The sequence below is a fragment of the Planctobacterium sp. AWM4_229 genome, from assembly GCF_056160305.1.
Genome location: NZ_JBSWWX010000008.1, coordinates 167,876 through 189,150 on the forward strand (window position 1 = coordinate 167,876; position 21,275 = coordinate 189,150).

Here is a 21,275-nt window from a genome sequence, read left to right on the forward strand (position 1 = left end):
AGACCAGAGCACGATGTTTTAGCGTGCTTATTTATTTGCCCGGTATTATTGCTCTGCTGCTGAGGAGTGATATCGGGCGTAAATCTTCTGTTTATCTATTTTTTGGGTTTCCTGCAGAATCTTTCGCGCCAGAAGCGGCTGCTGTGCAGCAAACTGTTGGCTAAAAATCACATAGGCTGGGTTGGACTGATAAGGCGGCTGCAGGGTGATGAAGTCTTTATAACCGAAAGTTTCGGCCTTAGTGTCGATGGGAAAATTGTCCATAGAGCATACCTGCACGATGGCATCCACTCGGCCCATTTTGAGTAATCGGTATTTTTCCAAGTGGTTGTACATTACTACCCAGGTTGGAGAAATATCGGGTCCATGGGATTGTGAAAACCCTGCCTCAATACCCACTAAAAACTCGGTATGATCACGCATGCCTGCTTGGGTTTTTTGCAGTTGCACACCGGGCAAACTGAGAAAACAGATATCGGCTGTTGATACCACCATGTCTTCTAATGCATAACCTAATTCATTGGGGTAAACGCCGACATCGTCACGTTCTTTACTGTATGAACCTATAACCATATCAATTTCACCAGAGAACAGCTCTTTATTGCAGCGCTTCCAGGGTCTTGGAATAAGTTCTAATTTGGCTTGTTGTAGCGGTTTGTGGTTAAAAGCAGCGCGGATAAGGTCGGGGTTAATTCCACTTATGGTCTGATTATCAAACATGAAGAAGGGATAAACATCTGCATTGGGTATGCAAAAGCGAACATTGATAACGGAGTCATCAGCATCTGCGCTATCGCCGCTTTGGGAGTTGTTAGCATGCACCGTAGCAACAAGAAACAATGCGCTGAGGAGTGAATAACTCAGCGCTTTCACCTGGCGGAGAACGCTGCGATATGAATTGCTCAATAAAATACGTGCCATAGCCACGAGTTTATGGGTGATCCCAAATGTTGATAGTTGCTTTAGTTAATAATGCGCTGATGACACTGCGGTGTCAAAATTAGCACAAAGGTAAAATAAAGGTCTAGGCTGGTGCGTTGTTTTACTTTTGCGCCAGAATGCGATCTAGTTGATTAGCGAAAGCTTGTTTGTCTTTTTGCCCATAGGCGGCGGTTTTTCCTGTTTGTTCACCGCTGGCACGCATAGTATCCATAAAATCACGCATGTTCAGGCGCTGTCGTATGTTATCTGGCGTGTACAGTTCCCCCCGTGGATTAAGTGCCTGCGCTTTTTTATCTATGACTTCTGAAGCCAATGGAATATCAGAGGTGATGACTAAATCGTTTTTTGAGCAATCGTTAACGATGCGATGGTCAGCAATATCAAAGCCTTTTTCCACAACCACTGAATGCAGGTATTCGGAACCTGGTAGTTTGGTATAGCGATTAGCTACGAAATAACAGTGTGTTTTAGTGCGGTCAGCGGCCTTACACAGGATATCTTTAACTACTACCGGACAGGCGTCTGCATCTACCCAAATTTTCATCATTTATATAACCAATTCTGCATCTTGAATGTCTTTGCCTCGTGGTAGCGCATTTCCGGCAACTAACACTTCTTCATTGTTGAAGGATTCTATGGCATTTCTATTGATGAGGTAAGAGCGATGTAACCTTAAAAATTGCTGTGGCAGGTTTTCCTGGGTGTCTTTTAAGGAACTGTAAACGATCCTTTTCTCGTCATTAACCAGGTGATAAGTCACGTAATTGCCCAGTCCTTCTACATACAGGATATCGCGGAAGAACAGCTTGCAGGTACGCCTTTCTGATTTTACCAAGATGAAGTCTTGGGCGTTGTCTTGCGGGATGTCATTGTGGCTTTGTTTTTCCTGTAGTCCAATGTACAAGATAAAGACTTTGGCGGTACCTAATAACAATACAGTGGTGTTGATTAATATGCAGTTTCTTACCCAGCCTGCCAGATTGAAGCTAAAACCACTATTAGTGCCGGGCAGCAGTGTTTCATAAAAGAAGTAGCCAAAGCACAATTGCAGAAATCCAGACACCGCAATCAGCAGCCCATAACCGCTAAAAAAGCGTCGATATCGACGTTGAACCAGGTAACCCGGTATCAACAGATATAACATGCAATATGCGGCCATAATGCGCACTGGCATGAGGATGAATTCAAGGTAAAAGGAAGCAAACAATCCTTGCTCTGGTTTTGCCCAGATGAAACTGAACAGCACATAGTAGCCAACCCAAAATAGCGTGTGGGTAAAAATACGGGAGCCAAACAGGTAACAGCCACTGTAATTGGGCGACCAGTTCCAAATCGCCATCATGACTTTCCTTGTTTTAACATCATAAACCCCAGAGTTGACATAAAACCTCCCAATAAAGCTGTTCAGCTGCTTAGTATGAAGCTCTGTCGAAACACTCACAAGCGCCGTGGGCGCATACTGGTAAGGAAATATTAATGATGTCTATGAATTCGCTTTTGGCTTTGCTTTATTTCTTGTCTCTAATGCTTACAAGTCAATCCGTACAGGCTTTGGAAGAAGATCAGCGGCGAGCTAAGTGGCACGCAACTTTTAAGGACGCTCAGCCGGTAGGACGAGAAGTTGTCTCAATTGAACCTCAGTCAGTTCTGCAAACTGCGGGTGTGCAGCCTGGAGATGTGTTATTGGCGGTGAATAATGAAGTTATCCGCAATGGCGATCAGTGGTGGGATATTATTTATGGCTTGCGAGCAGGCTCCGACACCAAACTGACATTTCGCCGGGGGACACAAGTAAGTGAACAAAACGTGGTTTTCCAACCCGTTGCCAAAGAGCAGTATGAGAATCTGGTGACTGAATACGGCACCATTGTCTCAGACTATAACCTGCGCCAACGCACAATAATCACTTACCCCGAAAGAGACCAACCACAACCGGCCATCTTTGTTGTTGGGGGCTTAAGTTGTTCCAGCATTGAATACACGCCTGGGCGCCAGTCTAACTTTATTCGCTCCTTACAATACCTGGTGCGCAATTCTGACATGTTGGTGATGCGGGTAGAAAAGCCCGGCGTTGGCGATAGCGAGGGGCGTTGCTCTGAAACCGATTTTCATACTGAACTCAATGGTTACGAGGTCGCGTTGCAAACCCTGATGGCAGACAAGCGCGTGGATAGTAGTCGAATTATTGTTTATGGCAGCAGTATGGGCAGTGCACTTGCTCCTTATTTAGTAAATAAATACCAACTTAGTGGAGTGATATCCGACGGCACCTTTTACCGTTCATGGTTTGAGCACATGCTGGAAATTGAGCGCCGTATTCTCACTATGAAGGGCGACGACCAGACAACGGTGAATGACAAAATCAATCGTGCTTACATCCCACTTTATTATGGTATGTTGATCGAAAAGAAAAGTTATCAGCAGGTGATTGAGCAAAATCCCTTACTGGCAGAATACAACTATCACAGTCCTGCTCACATGTACGGTAGACCTGTAAGTTTCTACCACCAGATGCAGGATTTTAATTTTGCGGGTGAGTGGGCCAAACTCAAGGCGCCGGTGCGTATTCGCTATGGTTTGAATGATTGGATAATGTCGGAATACGACATTGATATAATTGAACAGGTGCTTATAGCTAATCAACACCCCGATTTTGAGGTGTTAAAGGTGCCGGGACTGGATCATTGGGATACTTTTCACGATAGCGCATTGGAATCGTTTCAGGGCAAGCCAGGAAAGTGGCAGGAGTCATTGCCTCAACAACTTGTAGACTGGGTACAAGCCATTCACAAAGAATAAAAAATTTGCTGCCGCGCTGGTATTTGTGTGGTTAATTTGCCTTAATAAACACTAAGCAAATTTGTTTTGAGAAGGCACACATGCATTTATCCCATTTCCGTCGGTTGCGCGGCGCATTTCAACCTTTTGTCTTAGCAACCTGCACATTGCTGGCGGTACAAAGTAATGCGGTTACCCTGGAAGTTAAACAAAAAAGTGGTGAGCCAGCGGCAGGGGTAGTGGTGTTGTTAGAAGGCGACAGCATCAGCGGAGAGAATAAAAGTATGGCGGAAATGGGGCAACGAGATCGTCAATTCGATCCCCATGTGCTTGTTGTGCAGAAAGGCTCCACCGTCAACTTCCCAAATTATGATGATATAAAGCATCACATATACTCCTTTTCATCAGTAAAAACCTTCGAGCAGGAGCTTTATGAGGGCACCGCCAGTACGCCCGTAACCTTCGACAAAACCGGCATTGTAGAGCTAGGTTGCAACGTCCACGATTGGATGTTGGGTTATATTTATATTACCGAAACCCCCTATTTTGGCATGACGGATGAACAAGGGACGTTGGTTATTGCCAATGCTCCGGCTGGTGAATATGACGTTACCGTGTGGCATCCCAGGATGGAAAATGATAGTCACAGCTACACTGCAAAAAAGACAATATCTGATTCCGTTGCCTTAACCTTGCCTGTTAACGTTGCAGAAGCTGAGGAATCTGATTTTGATTTAGATTTCGACGACTACGAGTAGTGAGAAGAAATCAGGTTTATCCGTCACTTGGGATTAATAAGCTTGTTGGCAAACTCAAACAAGTGCAGTGCTGCCGGGTGTTTGAGTTTTCGCTCTGGCGAAATTAAATAGAAATCTTCAGAAATATCAGTAGTAGTGCCTACTACTTCTACGCCATATTGCTTGGTAACGTGATCAGCAATCGGGGTGGGGGCACAAAAAACACCATAACCACCTTGACCAAAGAGCTTCATCAGAGCACTGTCTTCGAACTCTGCAACAATATCGGGCACAATCGCCAGGCGATCGAACCAAGCATTGAGCTCAACGCATTGTGTGGATTTTTCTCCCGGTAATAAAAACGGTTGTTGATGTAAAGAGAGCGGAAAGCCGTTTTTTAAAGGTTCCGCTATCTTGGCATCTGCGAAAAATGCCATGCCCGTCTCACCAACATAATGGTTGTAGGCTTTTACATTGCCCCCGGGAGGAAGGGGTTGATCGGAGAAGATCAGATCCACCTTGTTTATCGCCATTTCCGCTAGCAAGTTACTTAAATCCCCCTCTTTGCAAACCAGTTTGAGATTGTCGTCGTAGTCTAAACAGGTGCGAAACAGATCAAACGCCAGCACTTTAGGGATAATATCGGTTACCCCGATGGTAAATTGCAAGTGATGGCCGGAGTCTTTTTGTTTCAGGTTTTGTAGAAGCTCTGTTCCCAAACTGAAGATGTCTTCTGCATAGCTGTAAACGAACTGGCCTTGTTGATTCAGGATTAATCGCTTGCCTTTTCGGTCAAATAGCTTTTTACCCAGATAGTCTTCAAAGGTAGCGATCTGGCCGCTAACCGTTTGCGGTGTAAGGTGCATAAGCTCAGCAGCGCGCATAATACTGCCTTCTCTGGCTGTTACGTAAAAGTAGTAGAGATGGTGATAATTCAACTGTTGCATAGTTTCGGCACAACCCTAAAAGTTGATCTATTCAGATAATAACTGAGTAAAAGTACATTAGATACGAATTTAACGAAATAAAAGATCGTTGTAAATTAAACTTTTTTAGGGGGATGGAATGACAGATAAATTGAAACAGATTTTTAAACATGATGCTGCTGGTGGCGTTCTGTTGGTGGCTGCGGCATTTTTGGCTATGGTCATGGCCAATACCCCGATGCAAAGCCTGTATAACGGTTTTCTCGAAATACCCGTGGTATTTAAATTTGGCGCATTTGAAATTGCTAAGCCTCTGATTTTGTGGATCAACGATGGTTTGATGGCGATTTTCTTCTTCCTGATTGGACTGGAGATTAAGCGGGAAGTATTAGACGGGCAATTGCGCTCCGTGGAACAAATTACCTTGCCTGCATTTGCCGCCATCGCGGGTATCGCCGTTCCTGCTGTATTTTATTATTGGTTTAACAGCGGCGATCCCATTGCCGTCAATGGTTGGGCCATTCCGGCGGCGACGGATATTGCATTTGCGCTGGGTATCTTCATCTTGTTTGGTAAGGGATTACCCTTGTCATTAAAGCTGTTTTTATTGAGTGTTGCCATTTTCGATGACATTGGCGCGATTGTTATCATTGCCTTGTTCTACTCACAAGACTTGTCCATTCTCTCCTTGATTGTGGGCACCACAGGATTAGCCGTCCTGGGTGTTTTGAATCGCTTTAATGTGCGCTATCAAGCCGCCTACTTATTGATTGGCGTCGTTGTGTGGGCAGCCGTATTAAAATCGGGTGTGCACGCAACACTTGCCGGTTTTGCACTGGCCTGGTTTATCCCACTCAAAGTTAAAAATCCTGACGGCCACGCAATGCTGCCTCATATGGAGCACGCATTGCATCCTTGGGTTTCTTTCATGGTATTGCCTATTTTTGCCTTTGCTAATGCGGGTGTACAGATTGTCGGCGCTACCATGGAGGATCTGTTTAACCCTATCACTTTGGGGATCGCGGCAGGTCTCTTTGTGGGCAAGCAAATTGGTATTTTCGGCACCTGTTTTTTAGTGATTAAATCTGGGCTGGCAAAAATGCCCAAAGAAGCTACCTGGGCGCAACTATACGGTGTGAGTTTGTTATGTGGTGTGGGCTTTACCATGAGTCTGTTCATTGGCTCATTAGCTTTTGAAGAGCAAGGCATGGGTTACCAGCTCAGTGTTAAAGTGGGGGTTCTGATGGGGTCTTTATTGTCTGCCATCGTCGGTGCAATTGTGATCATGAAGGCGAAACCCGAGAGTAAAGAAGAGGTTGCAGGGGAAACAGTATGAAAAAGTTAGTCAATATTAGTTTTTTGCTGGTGTCTTTAGCCCTTACTTTTGGCGCTCAAGCTAAATCGGATGAAGAGTTTTACGAGGATATGAATCAAATGTGTGTTGAGACGAACACCAAGTCCAGCACGGTATTTATTACCAGCTGCTATCAATACATACGTGGCTTTTTGCAAGGCGCGGTGATCACCGATACCGTGATCATGGAACAGGTGGATAAGAGTGCCTTTGAGTCCAGCTATGAAAACAGAGCCTACCGAACACGAGTGGGCATGGAACGGACAAAAACACCTGCTACATTATACGCTGGGTTTTGTTTACCGGACGATGATGTCACTCACGAGGTGGTGCTAGATCTATTGCAAAGTGTTCAGGAGCACTTTAATGCGGCGGACGAAATCCCAGGTAATCCACTCTCCGAGTATTTGTATGCTCTTTTAAAGCAGCGCTACCCCTGTGAGAATTCCACCAATATTATGGTTAACTAATTGGTAAAAGTGCCAAGGTAAATTATTTTAAGGAAAGGGCCGAAAGGCCCTTTTCTAATTCGCTTTGGAAAAATAATTGGCGAAGATGTAGTCCCGGCTTGCAATGTTAATATGGCAGCTGGCACAGGCTTTGTTGATCACTGGATCCTGGCTATTTCCCTTTAAGATGATGTTACCTGTAGGATCAAACTGCACATACTCCCAATTACCGGCAGCGTCATCGTATCCTGCTTCTTTCTTTACCATCATAGTGACCGAAACGGGTGTGTTGGGTGACCCCTCACTTGCCAGAAAATTCTCTTTCAATACGATAGTGCCGGTTGGATAGGGTTTGAATTTTGGCTCAGGAATTTCATCTTCATCCTCGTATTCATCATCGTCCATATCCTGATAAAAGCGCAGATATTCAGAGTAGTTGTTGCGATAAGACTCTGCCCCTTTGTTGAGATACACCACAATAAATTGATTCCAATGTAACCCAGAATATTCAAAGCCCGTCATACGGTCCCAAGTACTGCGATAGTTTGCAAGCTCAGCTTGATATTCCTCAGGTGCTTTAAACGGATGAATATCAAAAGGAGAGGTTACGGTTTCCACAGCCAAACCGGTGGAGCCAAGCAAGAAACCGGCTAATACAGTGCTAATTAGCTTTAATTTCATCTGCTTACCGTTAACGTTGCTCTCTTTTTGCCCTTGCGTGTCACTTCCAGTGTTTTTGATTCACCGGGCGCTAATTCAAAAGCTAAGTCATCATATTTGGGCAGGGTTAATACAAATTGGGTATTGCTGCTGTCCAAACCATCCAGTTTGATATCGTATTCGCTGACCTTCTTCTCAAACTCGAACAATTGCACATTGTCTGAGTTAGTGTTGAGAATATAAGAGCGCATTTTTGGATGAATTTTACAGCCTATGCGGGTGAGCGTATCTTCTTTCCACTCAACATCCAGATTGGTCACTGTGCCTGACTCCATCAGTCCCACATCAAAGCGAACGCCTGAATTGGCATCATCGGCAAAAATATTGTGTTGAAAACTGTCGGAGTTTTTGAATTCGATCTTGCCACCATTGCTGATAGCAAATACTTTTTTGTTGAAAACCTTGTTGCTTTGGTCGAGGCTGGCAGCCGTATTGCCTGAGCCAGAATTCTCGACGGCGTACAAGGCTCCAGCAAACGGCGGTTTTTTCTCAAACACCAGTTTGCCGCTGATAGCATCCGCCATCACATTGGCAGAACCTGTAATTAATGACGCTAATATTGCGAATTTAAACATCTTCATCGTAGCTTCCTTCAAGGTAGTTTTGGACGTTCGACAACAACAGTGTCAGTCAATGCGCCAAGAAATGCCACTAAGTCGGCTTTTTCTTGGGCAGATAAATTTAATGGAACAATCAGGGGAGAAAGGTTTTCTACGCCTTTTTCTCCGCCTTTATTGTAAAGTTCAATTACCTCTTCCAGTGAAGCCGCAGAACCATCGTGTAAATAAGGTGCAGAGAATATGATGTTACGCAAGCCGGGCGTTTTAAACGCGCCTTTTAAGGTGGCATCGGCCACTATCGCATAGCGCCCGGGATCCTTATCACCGACGCCAATATTGTGGAAGCTGTCATCAGTAAAGTTTGCTCCATCGTGGCATTTAACGCAGTTGGCTTTACCCACAAATAATTCGAGTCCGCGAATCGCTGAAGGCGACATGGCCGCTTCGTTACCAGCAATGTATTGATCAAATGCTGAATTATCAGAGATAAAAGTACGTTCAAATGCAGCAATTGCGCGGCCCACGTTTTCGAAGGTCAAACCGTCATCGTAAACGGTTTCAAACCGATTTACGTAGTCTTTGATTTCCTGCAGACGTGATAACGTGAGTTCTGGCGACATGCCCATTTCGGCTTCGGCAACAATAGGCCCTAAGGCTTGTTCTTCCAGGGTTGAGGCGCGGCCATCCCAAAATAAGCTGCTGCTCCAGGCCAGGTTATAGATGTGGGGAGCATTTCTACCTAAACGATTGCCATTGGTGCCTAAACCCAGTTTTAAACCGTCGCTAAAACCCAACTCGGGATTGTGGCAGGTGGCGCAGGATTGGTTGTTATTTATGGAAAGGCGCGGTTCAAAAAATAGCATTTTTCCCAGTTCAACTTCTTCTTCGCTGTGGGGCTCATCATCGGGATACTCAATATCATCAATATCCGGCGTACCGAGGTTGAAGTTGGGTAAGTCAATTTTGGCGTTACCACTAAAACTAATCACTAGAATAAATGCGGCGAAAAAGCCTCTGAAAACGTTCATAAATTGTGCGATCCGCTCAATTGGTTCAAATTTTGTTACTAAGTCTAGTCAATTAAAGATCAATCGCTATTAGACCAAGGTCGAATTCAGTCCTTTCTAAGAATGCCCCAAAATTGGGCAATTATCTTTTTCATAACAAAAGCACTACACTAGTCTGGTTGCTACAACTCTTTACCACCTGGACTGGTTTACGACTATTATGCAATTGACCTTAAAACTAAAACTGTTGCTAAGTTTTGGCTTGATTACTTTGTTAGTGGTGTTAATGGCGGGCATTATCCTGTTCACCAGCAACAAAGTAGAAGATTCCATTACAGATGTAACCGACAACAAAATCCCACTGGCTATTTCGGTTAATCGCTTGGATACACTAGTCAATAAATCCCTGGCAGCCCTTCGCGGCCAGATCATCCTCGGTAACAACCCACAAGAGCGACAGCGCTTTATTGCACAGCAAAAGAGTGCATTTGAAGCCATAGAAAGTGAGTTGAGCGAAGTTATTCGTGGTGCGGAGGTAGTGGGTGTTAGCCCTGCACAAGGACAGCAGTTAAAAATCAAAATTGAGCAACTGCGTCAGCTGTTTACACAGGTTTCCGCCATTGCCAACACACCTGAGAATGTCCCGGCACAAAAGATACTTGTTGAGGAAGCCGTACCCATAGCTGAAAAAATGCTGGAGGAACTGCGCGTTATCAGCGAGCTTGAAACCGCAGAAGATGCGGATGAAGATCGCAAAGAGCTGTTCGCAAATCTCGCTGGCTCCAGAGCAACGTTTGCTGCTGCAGTGGGGAATTTACGAGCCTTTTTACTCACCAAAAACTTGCGTTTTCAATCCCAATTTAACGAGCAGTGGCTGCTCAATGGTGATCACTTCACGGTTATTTTCGAGGATTATGAAGAATACTTAACTGACGACCAGTTACAGCATTGGGAGAACTACTCTGCTCTTCGGGAAGCATTTGCTCCCCTTACCATTCGCATTTTTCAGGCGCATGAAAAACCGGATTACAACCGAGCTAACTACATACTGGCGAATGATATCGAACCGTTGATTCAGGGAATTGGAGACATCTTAAAGTCGCTAGAGGATGCAGTGGAGCAAGTGGTTTCGTCAGCTCAATCACAGCTCAAAGATGGACAAGCGGATTTGCAATGGCAGATTTTGGCGGTTTCATTGGTAGTGGTATTTATTTCGCTGGCGGTTAATGTGGGCATTAGCCGCTATCTCGACACTAATATTCAGGAAATGATGGAGCGCTCATTCTCTATTTCGGCTGGTAACCTGGTGATAGACAAACAGATGGAGTTGGCGGATGCCAAAGATGAGTTTGAGCGGCTGGATGCCAGCTTTAATGCGATGGCAAGTGCCTTGTCATCTATGATAAAAATCATCAAAACTCGCTCATTTCAATCCAAGGCTGCAGCACAATACGTGGCTTCCTTGGCCACAGACATTCGCGAACAGGCTGAAAAGGAAAAACAAAATTCTGACGCCATAGGGCATGCTTTGGAATTATTCCGGGAAATCCAGACCGACTCTCAGCACATAGTACAAAAAGCACAGAACGAGCTAGGGGCCTCAATTGAACTGGCTCGAAGCGGAATTGCTGCCACCAAGCTTAATCTGCAAGAAATGGATCGCTCAGTACTCGCTGTGCAGGAAGCGTCTGACAAGGTTGAGAACTTAAAAGTGGCGTCAGACAAAATTTCTGAAGTCACCAGCGCCATTAATGACGTCGCAGACCAGACTAATTTAATTTCGTTGAATGCGGCAATCGAAGCGGCGCGAGCTGGAGAGCATGGACGAGGGTTTGCTGTTGTTGCCGAAGAAGTACGAAATTTAGCGAAAAGAACCTCAAATTCAACTAATGAAATCAGAGAGGTTATCGCCGAGCTGGGCGACATCGTTGCTGATGTTCAGACAGGTATCAAAGCTATCGTGGAGCAAGTGAACAAAGGAAAGACCCGCTCACTAGAGAGTGAAGAAGCCATGGAAAAAATGATGTCAGCCATGGACAGAGTCGTTTCTGAAAATCACGTGTTAGTCGCTCATTCTGATAAACAAACCGCAGAGCTGGGACAGCTGCATAACCAATTAGCACAGCTATTAGAATCATTGGATCAGAATGCGCGTCAGGCAAAAATCGTCAATGGTACTTCTGAGGTGCTAAACGAAGCTATTGCTGCAGTGAATTATTCACTATCCCATTTCGAGTTTGAGCAAAACGCAAGGCAAGGCGCGCAGGATATGTGTTTTGATTGCCGAATAAAGGCCAGTCTTTCTTCTGGAGATCAGCATTGGGATATGCTGACTGAAAATCTGTCCATTAGCCATTTGTGTGTGACTACTGAGCTCAGTTATCTAGAGGAGCTCGACAAAGCTTCGGGAGAACAGTTTGAAGTTTCCTTGTTCACACCCAAAACGAGTACGGTTGAATATCGACAACAATCTCCACTCGTTTTAACGGTGACAATTGAAGAAACCCATAAAGCTGAAGATAAGGCAATGCTTAAATTATCCATCGACAAACGAGGTGCTGATTATGGCAATTTTGTCGAGTCGCTATATACCTTGATGCCTGAGTTTAAATCACTTTCAAAAGCCTGAAACCTATTACACCCGGAGCCGTGAATGTTGCCAAGTTTAACAGTAATGCGTGCTGATTTAGTGAGAATGACGTTGGCTAAGAAGCTGTATCTTGGCGGTTTTCTGGTGAGTGCATCATTGCTGTTTTTACTGCTTATCAATAGCCAGGCATTTGCCAAGTTGAGCGCGGGTTTTTCTGACATACTTAATCAGGCCCAAACCAGTAATGTTAGCGCCAGACAAATGAATCAAAATTTGTCACAAAGTAGCACTGAACTGGTGTCTGTTTCACAGGAGATGTTGTCACTCTCAGAACAAATAAAGTTGCTTAACGGCAAAATAAAGGCGCTGGAAGCGGATATTAGTGAGTTTGCTAACGCCCAAGTTTTTATCATCGACGAGCTGGATATGATTTCAGAAGACATCGAAGATGAGGATGTATTAGAGGCACTCGAAGGCGTTGTAAATTCGGTTAATGCCTCGGGTGAAAAGATAGGGCGTGATGGTGTGGTGAGTTTAAATGCCACCATGCAGCAATTAGACAGTTTTACGCAGCTTGTGAGTCAAAGTGCCAAGAGTTTAAGCTCAGTGTCTACCAGCGTCAGGCAGGATGAAACAAGCAGTTTAAAAGTGGCTGCCGCCAATCAAGAAATTGAGGCACTTGCGAAGTCTTTTGAATCCCAAATTCAATCCGCCAATCAAACCGTTATTGTGTTTTCAGCGTTAGCCATTTTGTTTTTATCAGCAGCAACCTTGTTTTTTGTTCGCTCCATTGTCACACCGCTAAAACAGGCCACCACCATGGCCAGCAATATTGCCCAAGGCAACCTGGACACCAAGGTCAGTGTCAAATCTAACGATGAAATTGGCGAACTTGTTTTGTCGATGGAAGCGATGCAAGCAAAGCTCAAAAAAGTCATTGACGAAGATATTAATAACCTGGTTAAAAAAGCGCAATCTGGTGATTTGTCAGGCCAGGTGAATGATGCGCAATTGGATGGCTGCTTTAAAGATATCTGTTCCGGCATAAATAACCTAGTCTACGAAGCCGATCAGATCATTACTGACACCGGCAGAGTATTGAAAGGGTTGGCAGAAGGAAATTTTGATTGCCAAATTGTTAAAAATTACCAAGGACGTTTTGGTGAATTAAAAGATGACGCCAATACCATCATCGAGTCATTAAAACAGAGTATCGACAATGAAATTCGGCCTTTGGTAGAACGAGCAAATGTAGGGGAATTAGATACCGAATTGGACTTCAATGATAAAAAAGGTTTCTACCGTGGCCTTTCAATGGCAATTAACGAACTGATTGCCATAAACCGCAATATTATTGAAGATGCCTCAGCTGTGTTAAAGGATATGGCTGATGGTGAACTGAATACTGAAATGAAAAAAGGTTATCGCGGTGCTTTTGCCGGGCTTGCACAGAGTATTGACGCCACCAGAAATCAACTGAAGCAGACTATCGAAATTGATGTACAGGAAGTCATTGATTTTGCTAAAGCGGGCGATCTCACCAATCGCATTGAAGAGCAGGGCAAACAGGGGGCCTATTTAAAATTAGCGCAAGGTGTTAACGAGCTGACTTCAGAGTGCGAAAGCATTGTTTCTGACTCCGGAAGAGTTTTTGCGGCTTTAGCCAATGGTGACTTACAGCAAAGTATTAAGAAGCAATATCACGGAGCCTTCGAGCGGTTGAAAAAGGATGCCAATGCGACGGTTGATAAAATTAAAACGGTAGTGGAAGGGGATATCCAGCTTTTGGTGAATGAAGCTCGCCAGGGAGAATTGGAGCGGCGAATTCACGAAGGCGATAAAAGAGGATTTTATCTGGATCTGTCCACGGGTATCAATGAGCTGGTAAGCAACTGTAAACGCATTATTCAAGACACCAATAGTGTTTTTGAGGCACTGCGAAGCGGGGATCTGAAAACTAAGATTGATAACCAATATGCGGGCAGTTTTGATGAATTGAAGAACAATGCCAATTCATCCATTTCGAAGCTCTCTCAAATTATAGAAGAAGATATTCAGCGCATTGTGAGCAACGCCCGCAACGGCGATTTGTCTGAAATTATCCCAGAGCAGGGCAAAACGGGCTTTTTTGCTGATTTAAGTGGTGATATCAATGCTTTAGTGTCCACCTGTGGTGAGGTATTTAATAACACTGCTAACGTTTCTCAAGCGTTGTCACAAGGCGACTTGACTCAACAAATACAAGGTAACTACAACGGTGTGTTCAGCGAAGTGACGCAGAACATAAATCGTTCGGTGCATCAAATTTCACTGCTCATTGCAAGTATCAAAGAGGCGGCAAACAATGTCGCGTCGGAAAGCTTTTCTATTGCGCAAAACAATGACGATTTATCCCATAAGGCTCAAGAGCAAGCTGAAGCCGTGAATCTGGCGCTGCGCAAAATGCAATCTCTGAATGAGCAAATTATTGCCACCGCGCAAAAAACAGATAAATCTGAGCAAATAGTGCAAAACGCGAGCAATGTTGCGGCCAATGGCGAAAGGGTTGTAGGGCAATTAATTGGTGCGATGAATGACATTGCACATTCAAGCGAGAAGATTGGCGACATTATCGGTTTAATTAATGACATTGCATTCCAAACAAATTTACTGGCGCTAAATGCCGCTGTCGAAGCGGCAAGAGCTGGGGAGTCTGGTCGGGGATTTGCAGTTGTGGCCACCGAAGTAAGAGCTCTGGCAATGCGCTCCGCTGGCGCAGCGAAAGATATTGAAGCGCTAATTGGTGACAGTAATTCAAAGGTTACAGATGGGAAGTTAATGGCATCCAAAGCTGCTGGTGCCTTGAAAGACATCTTAAATTCCACATCAGATGTTGCCGAGGCTATGCTGGACATCCGCAAAGACACAGACTCACAAACAGAGGTCGTTAAGGAAACCCTTCGATACACTGATGACATCAACAAACTCGCAACTGAGAATGCTGTTCTTGTGATGTCGTCGAATAATTCTGCAAAACAACTTACCGAGCAATCCCACAATATGAATGAGTTGGTTAAGCGCTTCAAAATTAGTACAGATGACGGTTTGCCTGTGGAAACCTCTAGCGGGCTGGCTAGTTAGTCTGATAAATCTTTTTGCAATATATTGGCCTGTGGCCAGGTCTTATAAGGCCGAATAGTCTATTTCGCTAAAAGTGCAAAATAGTGCCCTGGTTATTATTAATTATCGTAAAGAGATGCCCATGATCCCCTTAGTCAAACAATTTCAGCATGGTTTAGATAGTACTAAAGCCTTCGATTTCATCGCTCCTTTATTATTGCGTTTATATCTGGCACCTGTGTTAATGCAGGCTGGCTGGAATAAAATGAATCATTGGCAGGATACCGTCGCCTGGTTTGGCAATGCCGATTGGGGGCTGGGGCTGCCCATGCCGGCTTTAATGGCGGCGTTAGCGGTAGGTGCAGAGTTCTTCGGTGCTATTTTGTTACTGCTTGGTCTGGCCACTCGACTTGTTGCCATTCCATTGATGGTTACCATGCTGGTGGCGGCGGTTACGGTGCACCTGGAAAATGGTTGGCTTGCCATCGCTGATGCCAGTAGTTGGCTGGCTGATGGCACTATACTTAGCAATCCTGCGATAATGGAAGCGCCAGAAAAGCTAACCGCTGCAAAGTCCTTGTTACAGCAGCATGGTCATTACGACTGGCTGACTTCTAGCGGTAATTTTGTCATTTTAAACAACGGTATAGAATTCGCGGCTACCTATTTCATTATGTTACTGACTTTGTTTTTCATCGGAGGAGGCAAGTACGTCAGTGTGGATTATTGGCTGCAAAGACGCTTTACAGATAAGGCGGATTTTTAGATTTGCTCGGGAAATTGGTGGCGACACCATACGTCGCCGACTTTTTCCAACAAACCTTGTTGCCGAAAAGGTTTTACCACGTAGCCGCTGATACCTTCGGCTATCGCTTCTATGACATGAGTTTTATCACTGTTACCCGTTACCATGATAAAAGGCACATCAGGAGATATTTCTCTGGCGCGTCTCAAAAAGTCCAAACCACTTAAGCCTGGTACGTTCCAATCACTTAAAATAATGTCAAAACTGTCTGGAAAGCGAGTAAGAAGTTTCAACGCTTCATGACAGCGGGTTTTGGTAGTAACAGAAAACTTGCCGCATGCTTCCAGACTATGCTGCATAAGTTCAAGGGTGAGCGGTTCATCGTCTACCACTAATATTTTTATTTTGCTCAGATTCATGGTTATTCCAGAGAACCTAAGTCAGGCGGAAGCCAGAAACCAGCTTTCAAACTCTTCACCGCAAAGTGGCTTGGAGCCCAAATATCCCTGAAAATAACGCAGGCCAAGTAAATTGCAAAGCTCCAGTTGGTCGCTGTTTTCGATATTGGTGGCGATGGTGCTCACATAGTTGCTTTCCATCTGCTGTATCAAGGCTGCAATAGAGGTAGGGTTGCGAAGGTAATTGAGTGCTTCAGAATGCAGTTTGTACCAGCTGTATTGTTTGTCCTGATATAGTTGGGTCAACTGTTCCGGGTTAACAACTCTATTGATGGAGAATTGAACCCCCAGCTCCCTGATGGCTTCGATATTTGCCTGGCACTGCGCATTGGTGGTGCATTGACAATCAATTTCCAGCACCAGAAACTCAGCATAAAACAAATATTCTGATAAGCAGTGTTGCAAAAAGCCGGGAAAGTCAGGGCGCATCAGCGTGGCTTCAGCGATGTTGATGCTGAGGAAAATAGCGTGGTGATACTTCTCTGACCATTGCCCATAAACTTGCATACTTTCTTCGATCACCCAGCGGTCTAACTCTGATATGTTGCCGCAAATTGTGGCGCTGGAAACATAGTCTGTGGTGGACATCAGTTGCTGGTCATTGTGCACCCTAAGTAGTACTTCTGCCCCAGTTACCTGTTGAGTATCCATGTTTAAGATAGGTTGAAATGTTACCTGGAGAGAGGTGTCGGCAGGACACGCGTCTTTACCTTGAATATTAATGGCAGGCGTGCCGCTAAGTTGCATTGCTGTCTCTCCACAATGTTTGAATTTCTGTTTCAGTAGTGAAAATAGTGGAAAACGCTTGTTAGGAACAATTGCTTTAGTACGTGATTAGACTAAAGTCGTAAGCGTCTACGACTTTAGTCGTAGAGGCGAAAATAGTGATGGAAAAAAGATTCAGAATATGAGGCTCAAGACTTTTTGCCATCGCTTTGCTGATGGGCAATCACTCGATTTCGACCATTTTGTTTTGCTTCATACATGGCGGAATCTGCAGCCTCAAACAACTTCTCTGACGATTCTTTGTGGTCTGGTTTTACCGTTGCGACACCGACACTTAAAGTAACGTATTTGTGTACCTCAGATTTGGCGTGCGGTAACTGTTTATTGCGCAGGCTTACCAGCACGTTATTGGCCACTCGCCAGGCGCCCTGCTCATCGGCATTGGGTAGAATGATGGCGAACTCTTCTCCACCGATACGGGCTACCATGTCCCCCGGACGATTCGCGGTGTTATAGATACTTCTGGCCACTTGCTTTAAACAACTGTCTCCCTGGCCATGGCCATAATGATCATTGTAGTTTTTAAAAAAATCGATATCACAGACGATGAGGCTTAATGGCAATTCATCCCGACTTGCCCGCTTCCATTCATTTTGCAGGGTTTGATCGTAACTGCGCTTGTTATCCAGTCCGGTTAGTGGGTCTTTGGTGGCGAGTTCTTGCAACATATCCCGTTGCAATTTCATCATCAGGTGATTCTTAACCTTTGCCAGCAACAATGGCATTTGTACCGGTTTGCCAATGAAATCTACCGCGCCCAAATCGAAACAGCGGGTAATTTCGGATATTTGCTCAAGCGAAGAAATAAAAAACACTGGGATGTTAAAGGTTTTGGCGTTTTGCTTAAGCTCTCGGCAGATTTGATAACCGGACATGGTGGGGATAATCACGTCCAGGATGATGAGATCGGGCGCAGGGTCCTGCATAGCTCGCTTTAACCCCTTCTGTGGATTTCGATAGGTCTCCACATCACAGATATCTGACAGTGCTTCACTGGCCATTTCCAGAAAATAGCTATCATCATCAATGATTAACACTTTTGCCAGGCTATCAGGTGAACAGTTACTCAATCATACTCCCTAAAATAAAAAGGCGTGCTATCGTTACGCGCCACCACGCCTTTTGTATCATAACGCTGAGTTTAGCGCATCGTTACGTATTCTTCACCAGAGGTGGGGTGAATAGCCACGCAGGCATCGAAGTCGGCTTTAGTGGCGCCCATTTTTATGGCAACGCCAAAGCCTTGTAAAATTTCATCCATGGCAAAGCCGATACCGTGCAGGCCTACCACTTTTTCTTCTGGTCCTACGCACACCAGTTTCATTTTGGTTTGCTGGCGATTGCGCGTAACCGCGGTGTACATAGCAGCGAAACTGCTGTTGTATACCTTTACACTTTGCTCGCCGTACTGTTCTTTAGCTTCCTCTTCCGATAATCCGATGGTGCCAATCGGCGGATGACTGAATACCACTGTTGGGATGGTATCGTAGTCCATTTTAGCCTCGGTTTTGCCGTTGAATAGGCGCTCTGACAGAGTGCGTCCAGCTTTCACGGCAACGGGAGTTAAGTCTACTCTGCCAATGTTGTCGCCCACAGCATAAACATTAGTCGCTGTGGTATTTTGATATTCGTCTACAATGATGTGACCTTTTGCGTTAACTTCTACACCTGCATTTTCCAGCCCCAGGTTGTCAGTGGCCGGTACACGACCCACCGCCCATATCACCTGCTCTACTTCCAGGGATTGACCATTGGTAAATGTCAATTTCAGCATACCGTTGTCTAGTTTTTCAACACTCTGTGGGATTGAATGGGTATGTACCGCCGGACCGTCTTCAGCCATTAATTCCATGAGGGTGTCACTCAGCATAGAGTCAAAGTTACGCAACGGAGCGTGCTTACGCACCGCTAAATGAGTATCACTGCCCAGTGCGTGTAGCACACCTGCCAACTCCACTGCGATGTAACCTGCACCTATTACCGCTGCACTTTTGGGTAAATGATCCAATTCAAAAAAGCCATCGGAGTCAATACCTAACTCGGCGCCTGGAATTTCAGGGCGCCACGGGCGCCCGCCAGTGGCAATCAAAATGTGATCTGCTGTGTATTGCTTACCATCGACTTCAACGGTGTTTTTGTCTAGCAACTTGCCATAACCATTAATCACGGTGATTTTGTTATTACCTAGCACTCGATCGTAAGAGCCATGAATACGCTCAATGTACGCCTGACGATTTTTCACCAGTGTTTGCCAGTCGAATTTATTTACTGTCAGGTCAAAACCATAATCAGGTGCATAACGGTGTATCGCTTCTGCCACTTGGGCACCATACCACATGGCTTTTTTCGGAACGCATCCTACGTTCACGCAGGTACCACCAATGTGTCTTCCTTCTATCAGCGCTACTTTTTGGCCGTGCATTGCGGCACGATTGGCGGAGGCGATACCGCCGCTTCCGCCACCAATACAAATGTAATCAAAATCTGCCATGTTGTTTTTCCAAATAATTCGTCTGTGCTATAGGTTATGGGTTCTTAGTATAGAATTGCAAACCAGCTTTAGCGATTGAGTGATTCGAGATAATTCATTAGAACGGAATAATACGGAAATTGTTTCTATGTTTTGGTTGATTGAAGTCAAAAAGTAATGGAGTAAGCAGATGCGCAACAAACTCTGGAACGATGCCTCTATGCATCAAGCAATAACCCTCTCAGAGGCCTGTTCGGGCAACTGGTTGCCGGTAATGATAGAGCGGCACGATAATAAGGTCTTCGTAAAATGGTGTTTATACGAAGCGTTAAACTTCAAAGTACCTTTTATGCGGGATTCAATCAGGCAGTTGGGCTATAAGCATGACCTTAAAGACGTACTGCGTTTCAGTTCAACGGAATTTTTCGAGGATTTCGCGTACCAAACCATTGCTCAAGACTTAACTACGGAAGCCTGTATATTTCACATATCTCGCTGCGGTTCGACGTTGGTTTGCAACGTTTTAAAGGAATCTCCCGATAGTCTGGTACTGAGTGAGCCGCAGCCTCTTGATTTCATTTTGCGGCAATGGGCGTTCCATGATCCTGGTGTAGAGCAGCAAGAACGATTATTGGAAGCGCTCTTTAATGTGTGGAATTTTGTGGCTTTGCAGCAAGGGCAAAAGTTGTTCGTTAAACCGGACTGCTGGTTGAATCTGCACTGGCAAAGTTTGCTAAAAGCCACTTCTATCAATAAATCCTGGTTACTAACCAGAGACTTAAGCGAAGTTTTACTGTCCCATAAAAAACGTTCTGGCGCGTTTATAATACCGCAGTTTGTTGCGCCAGAGTATTTTGGATTGAATGACCCGGGTCATGGGGTGTTTGATTATTCGAGGTATCCGTTGCAAGTTCTGTCAAAGGTTTTGCAATGCGGTTTGAGCTTAGTAAAAAGCGGTAAAACAGTGCAGCTAGACTATAAAGCGCTTGTTTCCGAAGGCTTACTGCGCCTACTCAATGAGCACCAAATCTCTTTGAATCCGGCACAGCTACAGTGTGTTTTGGCCTCGCACTCTAAGAATGGTGGGCAGTTCATTGCAGCAATCAGTGAGGAAAGTGATGCCTTTTCAGATGAAACACTGAGTTTGATAAGCGAAACTCAGCAGCGGCTCTACAATGTGATTTAATTTTGGTGAAATTTGCAAGGTAGGTCTACTATTTAGATAACAATTAAAAAAGTTGTTTCGCAATGCAAGTCCTGAGCCGAAGAGCTGAGGCATAAACGGAGCTGCTGTATGCGGGTGCTAGTGATAGACGATAGCGCGTTAACCCGAAAAATGATCATTCGCATCATAGAACAAGAGATCGATAACGCCACCTTCGATGAAGCTGAAGATGGTGATGCTGCTCTGAAAATGCTGAACAGCGGCGACTATGATGTTTTTACAATCGACTACAATATGCCAGGTGCTAATGGCGAGATAGTCGCTATTGCAGCCAAAACCAACTGCCCTAATGCGCGTATTTGTATGTTGACCTCTCAAGAAGAGCCAGAAGTACAACACCGGGTCGAACGCATTGGTGTGCGCTTTCTGCGCAAGCCAGATTTTCAAGAGGAGTTAGTCGCTTTCATCAAAACTCGCTAGAGAGTTTTA

General features: G+C 44.9%; 20 protein-coding genes. 9 read left to right on the forward strand and 11 right to left on the reverse strand.

The window, feature by feature from the left end; all coding sequences use genetic code 11:
* Positions 1-45: 45 nt before the first annotated feature.
* From ACXAGP_RS18370 to ACXAGP_RS18380, 3 genes are all read right to left on the reverse strand, one after another.
* Positions 46-921, reverse strand: coding sequence for a substrate-binding periplasmic protein (locus ACXAGP_RS18370; protein ID WP_475263010.1), 876 nt, complete (start codon positions 919-921; stop codon positions 46-48).
* A gap of 121 nt (positions 922-1,042) precedes the next feature.
* On the reverse strand, positions 1,043-1,486 hold the full coding sequence (locus tag ACXAGP_RS18375) for a YaiI/YqxD family protein (protein WP_475263095.1): 444 nt from the start codon (positions 1,484-1,486) through the stop codon (positions 1,043-1,045).
* 3 nt (positions 1,487-1,489) lie between these two features.
* Complete coding sequence (locus ACXAGP_RS18380; RefSeq protein WP_475263012.1) at positions 1,490-2,284, reverse strand: LytR/AlgR family response regulator transcription factor; 795 nt, start codon at positions 2,282-2,284, stop codon at positions 1,490-1,492.
* 134 nt (positions 2,285-2,418) lie between these two features.
* On the opposite strand from ACXAGP_RS18380, the gene ACXAGP_RS18385 reads away from it, so the two are divergent.
* Both ACXAGP_RS18385 and ACXAGP_RS18390 read left to right on the forward strand, forming a co-directional pair.
* Positions 2,419-3,741 (forward strand): alpha/beta hydrolase family protein, encoded by a 1,323-nt coding sequence (locus ACXAGP_RS18385; protein WP_475263013.1) that lies wholly within the window; start codon positions 2,419-2,421, stop codon positions 3,739-3,741.
* An 80-nt stretch (positions 3,742-3,821) separates the two neighbouring features.
* Complete coding sequence (locus tag ACXAGP_RS18390; protein WP_475263014.1) at positions 3,822-4,478, forward strand: methylamine utilization protein; 657 nt, start codon at positions 3,822-3,824, stop codon at positions 4,476-4,478.
* Between the two features lie 23 nt (positions 4,479-4,501).
* On the opposite strand, the gene nhaR is transcribed toward ACXAGP_RS18390, so the two are convergent.
* A complete protein-coding gene (nhaR, locus tag ACXAGP_RS18395; protein WP_475263015.1) occupies positions 4,502-5,404 on the reverse strand; it encodes a transcriptional activator NhaR in 903 nt (300 codons plus the stop codon).
* 118 nt (positions 5,405-5,522) lie between these two features.
* On the opposite strand from nhaR, the gene nhaA reads away from it, so the two are divergent.
* Complete coding sequence (nhaA, locus tag ACXAGP_RS18400; protein WP_475263016.1) at positions 5,523-6,719, forward strand: Na+/H+ antiporter NhaA; 1,197 nt, start codon at positions 5,523-5,525, stop codon at positions 6,717-6,719.
* The gene (locus ACXAGP_RS18405) at positions 6,716-7,207 is read left to right on the forward strand and encodes a hypothetical protein (RefSeq protein ID WP_475263017.1); all 492 of its coding nucleotides are present in this window, start codon (positions 6,716-6,718) and stop codon (positions 7,205-7,207) included. Before nhaA ends, ACXAGP_RS18405 begins: the two co-directional genes overlap by 4 nt.
* Before the next feature lie 54 nt (positions 7,208-7,261).
* On the opposite strand, the gene ACXAGP_RS18410 is transcribed toward ACXAGP_RS18405, so the two are convergent.
* Genes ACXAGP_RS18410 through ACXAGP_RS18420 form a run of 3 tightly spaced genes read right to left on the reverse strand, consistent with a single transcriptional unit; the run spans position 7,262 to position 9,494 of the window.
* Positions 7,262-7,867 (reverse strand): cytochrome P460 family protein, encoded by a 606-nt coding sequence (locus ACXAGP_RS18410; RefSeq protein ID WP_475263018.1) that lies wholly within the window; start codon positions 7,865-7,867, stop codon positions 7,262-7,264.
* Positions 7,864-8,487 carry a cupredoxin domain-containing protein gene (locus tag ACXAGP_RS18415; RefSeq protein WP_475263019.1) on the reverse strand — a complete coding sequence of 208 codons (624 nt, stop codon included), beginning with the start codon at positions 8,485-8,487 and terminating at the stop codon, positions 7,864-7,866. The genes ACXAGP_RS18410 and ACXAGP_RS18415 overlap by 4 nt, the downstream gene beginning before the upstream one ends.
* 11 nt (positions 8,488-8,498) lie before the next feature.
* Positions 8,499-9,494, reverse strand: coding sequence for a cytochrome-c peroxidase (locus tag ACXAGP_RS18420; protein WP_475263021.1), 996 nt, complete (start codon positions 9,492-9,494; stop codon positions 8,499-8,501).
* 199 nt (positions 9,495-9,693) lie between these two features.
* Here ACXAGP_RS18420 and ACXAGP_RS18425 point away from each other — a divergent pair, with 199 nt between their 5' ends.
* The 3 genes from ACXAGP_RS18425 to ACXAGP_RS18435 all read left to right on the forward strand — a co-directional run bounded on the left by ACXAGP_RS18425 (position 9,694) and on the right by ACXAGP_RS18435 (position 15,928).
* Positions 9,694-12,102 carry a methyl-accepting chemotaxis protein gene (locus ACXAGP_RS18425; RefSeq protein ID WP_475263022.1) on the forward strand — a complete coding sequence of 803 codons (2,409 nt, stop codon included), beginning with the start codon at positions 9,694-9,696 and terminating at the stop codon, positions 12,100-12,102.
* 24 nt (positions 12,103-12,126) lie between these two features.
* Positions 12,127-15,183, forward strand: a complete 3,057-nt coding sequence (locus ACXAGP_RS18430) for a methyl-accepting chemotaxis protein (RefSeq protein WP_475263024.1) — start codon at positions 12,127-12,129, stop codon at positions 15,181-15,183.
* Positions 15,184-15,307: 124 nt separating this feature from the next.
* Positions 15,308-15,928: an HvfX family Cu-binding RiPP maturation protein gene (locus ACXAGP_RS18435; protein WP_475263096.1), complete on the forward strand. Its 621-nt coding sequence runs from the start codon at positions 15,308-15,310 to the stop codon at positions 15,926-15,928.
* Here the strand turns inward: ACXAGP_RS18435 and ACXAGP_RS18440 are convergent.
* The 4 genes from ACXAGP_RS18440 to gorA all read right to left on the reverse strand — a co-directional run bounded on the left by ACXAGP_RS18440 (position 15,925) and on the right by gorA (position 19,642).
* Complete coding sequence (locus tag ACXAGP_RS18440; RefSeq protein WP_475263025.1) at positions 15,925-16,326, reverse strand: response regulator; 402 nt, start codon at positions 16,324-16,326, stop codon at positions 15,925-15,927. The two genes, ACXAGP_RS18435 and ACXAGP_RS18440, sit on opposite strands and share 4 nt — an antisense overlap.
* Before the next feature lie 21 nt (positions 16,327-16,347).
* On the reverse strand, positions 16,348-17,112 hold the full coding sequence (locus ACXAGP_RS18445; RefSeq protein WP_475263026.1) for an EAL domain-containing protein: 765 nt from the start codon (positions 17,110-17,112) through the stop codon (positions 16,348-16,350).
* 167 nt (positions 17,113-17,279) lie between these two features.
* Entirely contained in the window at positions 17,280-18,221 is a 942-nt protein-coding gene (locus tag ACXAGP_RS18450) for a GGDEF domain-containing response regulator (RefSeq protein WP_475263027.1), read from the reverse strand.
* A 71-nt stretch (positions 18,222-18,292) separates the two neighbouring features.
* Positions 18,293-19,642 carry a glutathione-disulfide reductase gene (gene gorA, locus ACXAGP_RS18455; RefSeq protein ID WP_475263028.1) on the reverse strand — a complete coding sequence of 450 codons (1,350 nt, stop codon included), beginning with the start codon at positions 19,640-19,642 and terminating at the stop codon, positions 18,293-18,295.
* Positions 19,643-19,811: 169 nt separating this feature from the next.
* Here gorA and ACXAGP_RS18460 point away from each other — a divergent pair, with 169 nt between their 5' ends.
* Together ACXAGP_RS18460 and ACXAGP_RS18465 are read left to right on the forward strand one after the other, a co-directional pair.
* Positions 19,812-20,807, forward strand: coding sequence for a hypothetical protein (locus tag ACXAGP_RS18460; protein WP_475263029.1), 996 nt, complete (start codon positions 19,812-19,814; stop codon positions 20,805-20,807).
* A gap of 108 nt (positions 20,808-20,915) precedes the next feature.
* A complete protein-coding gene (locus tag ACXAGP_RS18465; protein ID WP_475263030.1) occupies positions 20,916-21,266 on the forward strand; it encodes a response regulator transcription factor in 351 nt (116 codons plus the stop codon).
* Positions 21,267-21,275: the final 9 nt, after the last annotated feature.

Bases quoted from the DNA above. Each gene is read 5' to 3' on its own strand.
- ACXAGP_RS18410 (WP_475263018.1), bottom strand. From the start codon at position 7,867: ATGAAATTAAAGCTAATTAGCACTGTATTAGCCGGTTTCTTGCTTGGC.
- ACXAGP_RS18380 (WP_475263012.1), bottom strand. From the start codon at position 2,284: ATGATGGCGATTTGGAACTGGTCGCCCAATTACAGTGGCTGTTACCTG.
- ACXAGP_RS18440 (WP_475263025.1), bottom strand. From the start codon at position 16,326: ATGAATCTGAGCAAAATAAAAATATTAGTGGTAGACGATGAACCGCTC.
- ACXAGP_RS18425 (WP_475263022.1), top strand. From the start codon at position 9,694: ATGCAATTGACCTTAAAACTAAAACTGTTGCTAAGTTTTGGCTTGATT.
- ACXAGP_RS18370 (WP_475263010.1), bottom strand. From the start codon at position 921: ATGGCACGTATTTTATTGAGCAATTCATATCGCAGCGTTCTCCGCCAG.
- ACXAGP_RS18405 (WP_475263017.1), top strand. From the start codon at position 6,716: ATGAAAAAGTTAGTCAATATTAGTTTTTTGCTGGTGTCTTTAGCCCTT.
- ACXAGP_RS18385 (WP_475263013.1), top strand. From the start codon at position 2,419: ATGATGTCTATGAATTCGCTTTTGGCTTTGCTTTATTTCTTGTCTCTA.
- gorA (WP_475263028.1), bottom strand. From the start codon at position 19,642: ATGGCAGATTTTGATTACATTTGTATTGGTGGCGGAAGCGGCGGTATC.
- nhaA (WP_475263016.1), top strand. From the start codon at position 5,523: ATGACAGATAAATTGAAACAGATTTTTAAACATGATGCTGCTGGTGGC.
- ACXAGP_RS18420 (WP_475263021.1), bottom strand. From the start codon at position 9,494: ATGAACGTTTTCAGAGGCTTTTTCGCCGCATTTATTCTAGTGATTAGT.
- nhaR (WP_475263015.1), bottom strand. From the start codon at position 5,404: ATGCAACAGTTGAATTATCACCATCTCTACTACTTTTACGTAACAGCC.
- ACXAGP_RS18415 (WP_475263019.1), bottom strand. From the start codon at position 8,487: ATGAAGATGTTTAAATTCGCAATATTAGCGTCATTAATTACAGGTTCT.
- ACXAGP_RS18430 (WP_475263024.1), top strand. From the start codon at position 12,127: ATGTTGCCAAGTTTAACAGTAATGCGTGCTGATTTAGTGAGAATGACG.
- ACXAGP_RS18460 (WP_475263029.1), top strand. From the start codon at position 19,812: ATGCGCAACAAACTCTGGAACGATGCCTCTATGCATCAAGCAATAACC.
- ACXAGP_RS18465 (WP_475263030.1), top strand. From the start codon at position 20,916: ATGCGGGTGCTAGTGATAGACGATAGCGCGTTAACCCGAAAAATGATC.
- ACXAGP_RS18375 (WP_475263095.1), bottom strand. From the start codon at position 1,486: ATGAAAATTTGGGTAGATGCAGACGCCTGTCCGGTAGTAGTTAAAGAT.
- ACXAGP_RS18445 (WP_475263026.1), bottom strand. From the start codon at position 17,112: ATGCAACTTAGCGGCACGCCTGCCATTAATATTCAAGGTAAAGACGCG.
- ACXAGP_RS18390 (WP_475263014.1), top strand. From the start codon at position 3,822: ATGCATTTATCCCATTTCCGTCGGTTGCGCGGCGCATTTCAACCTTTT.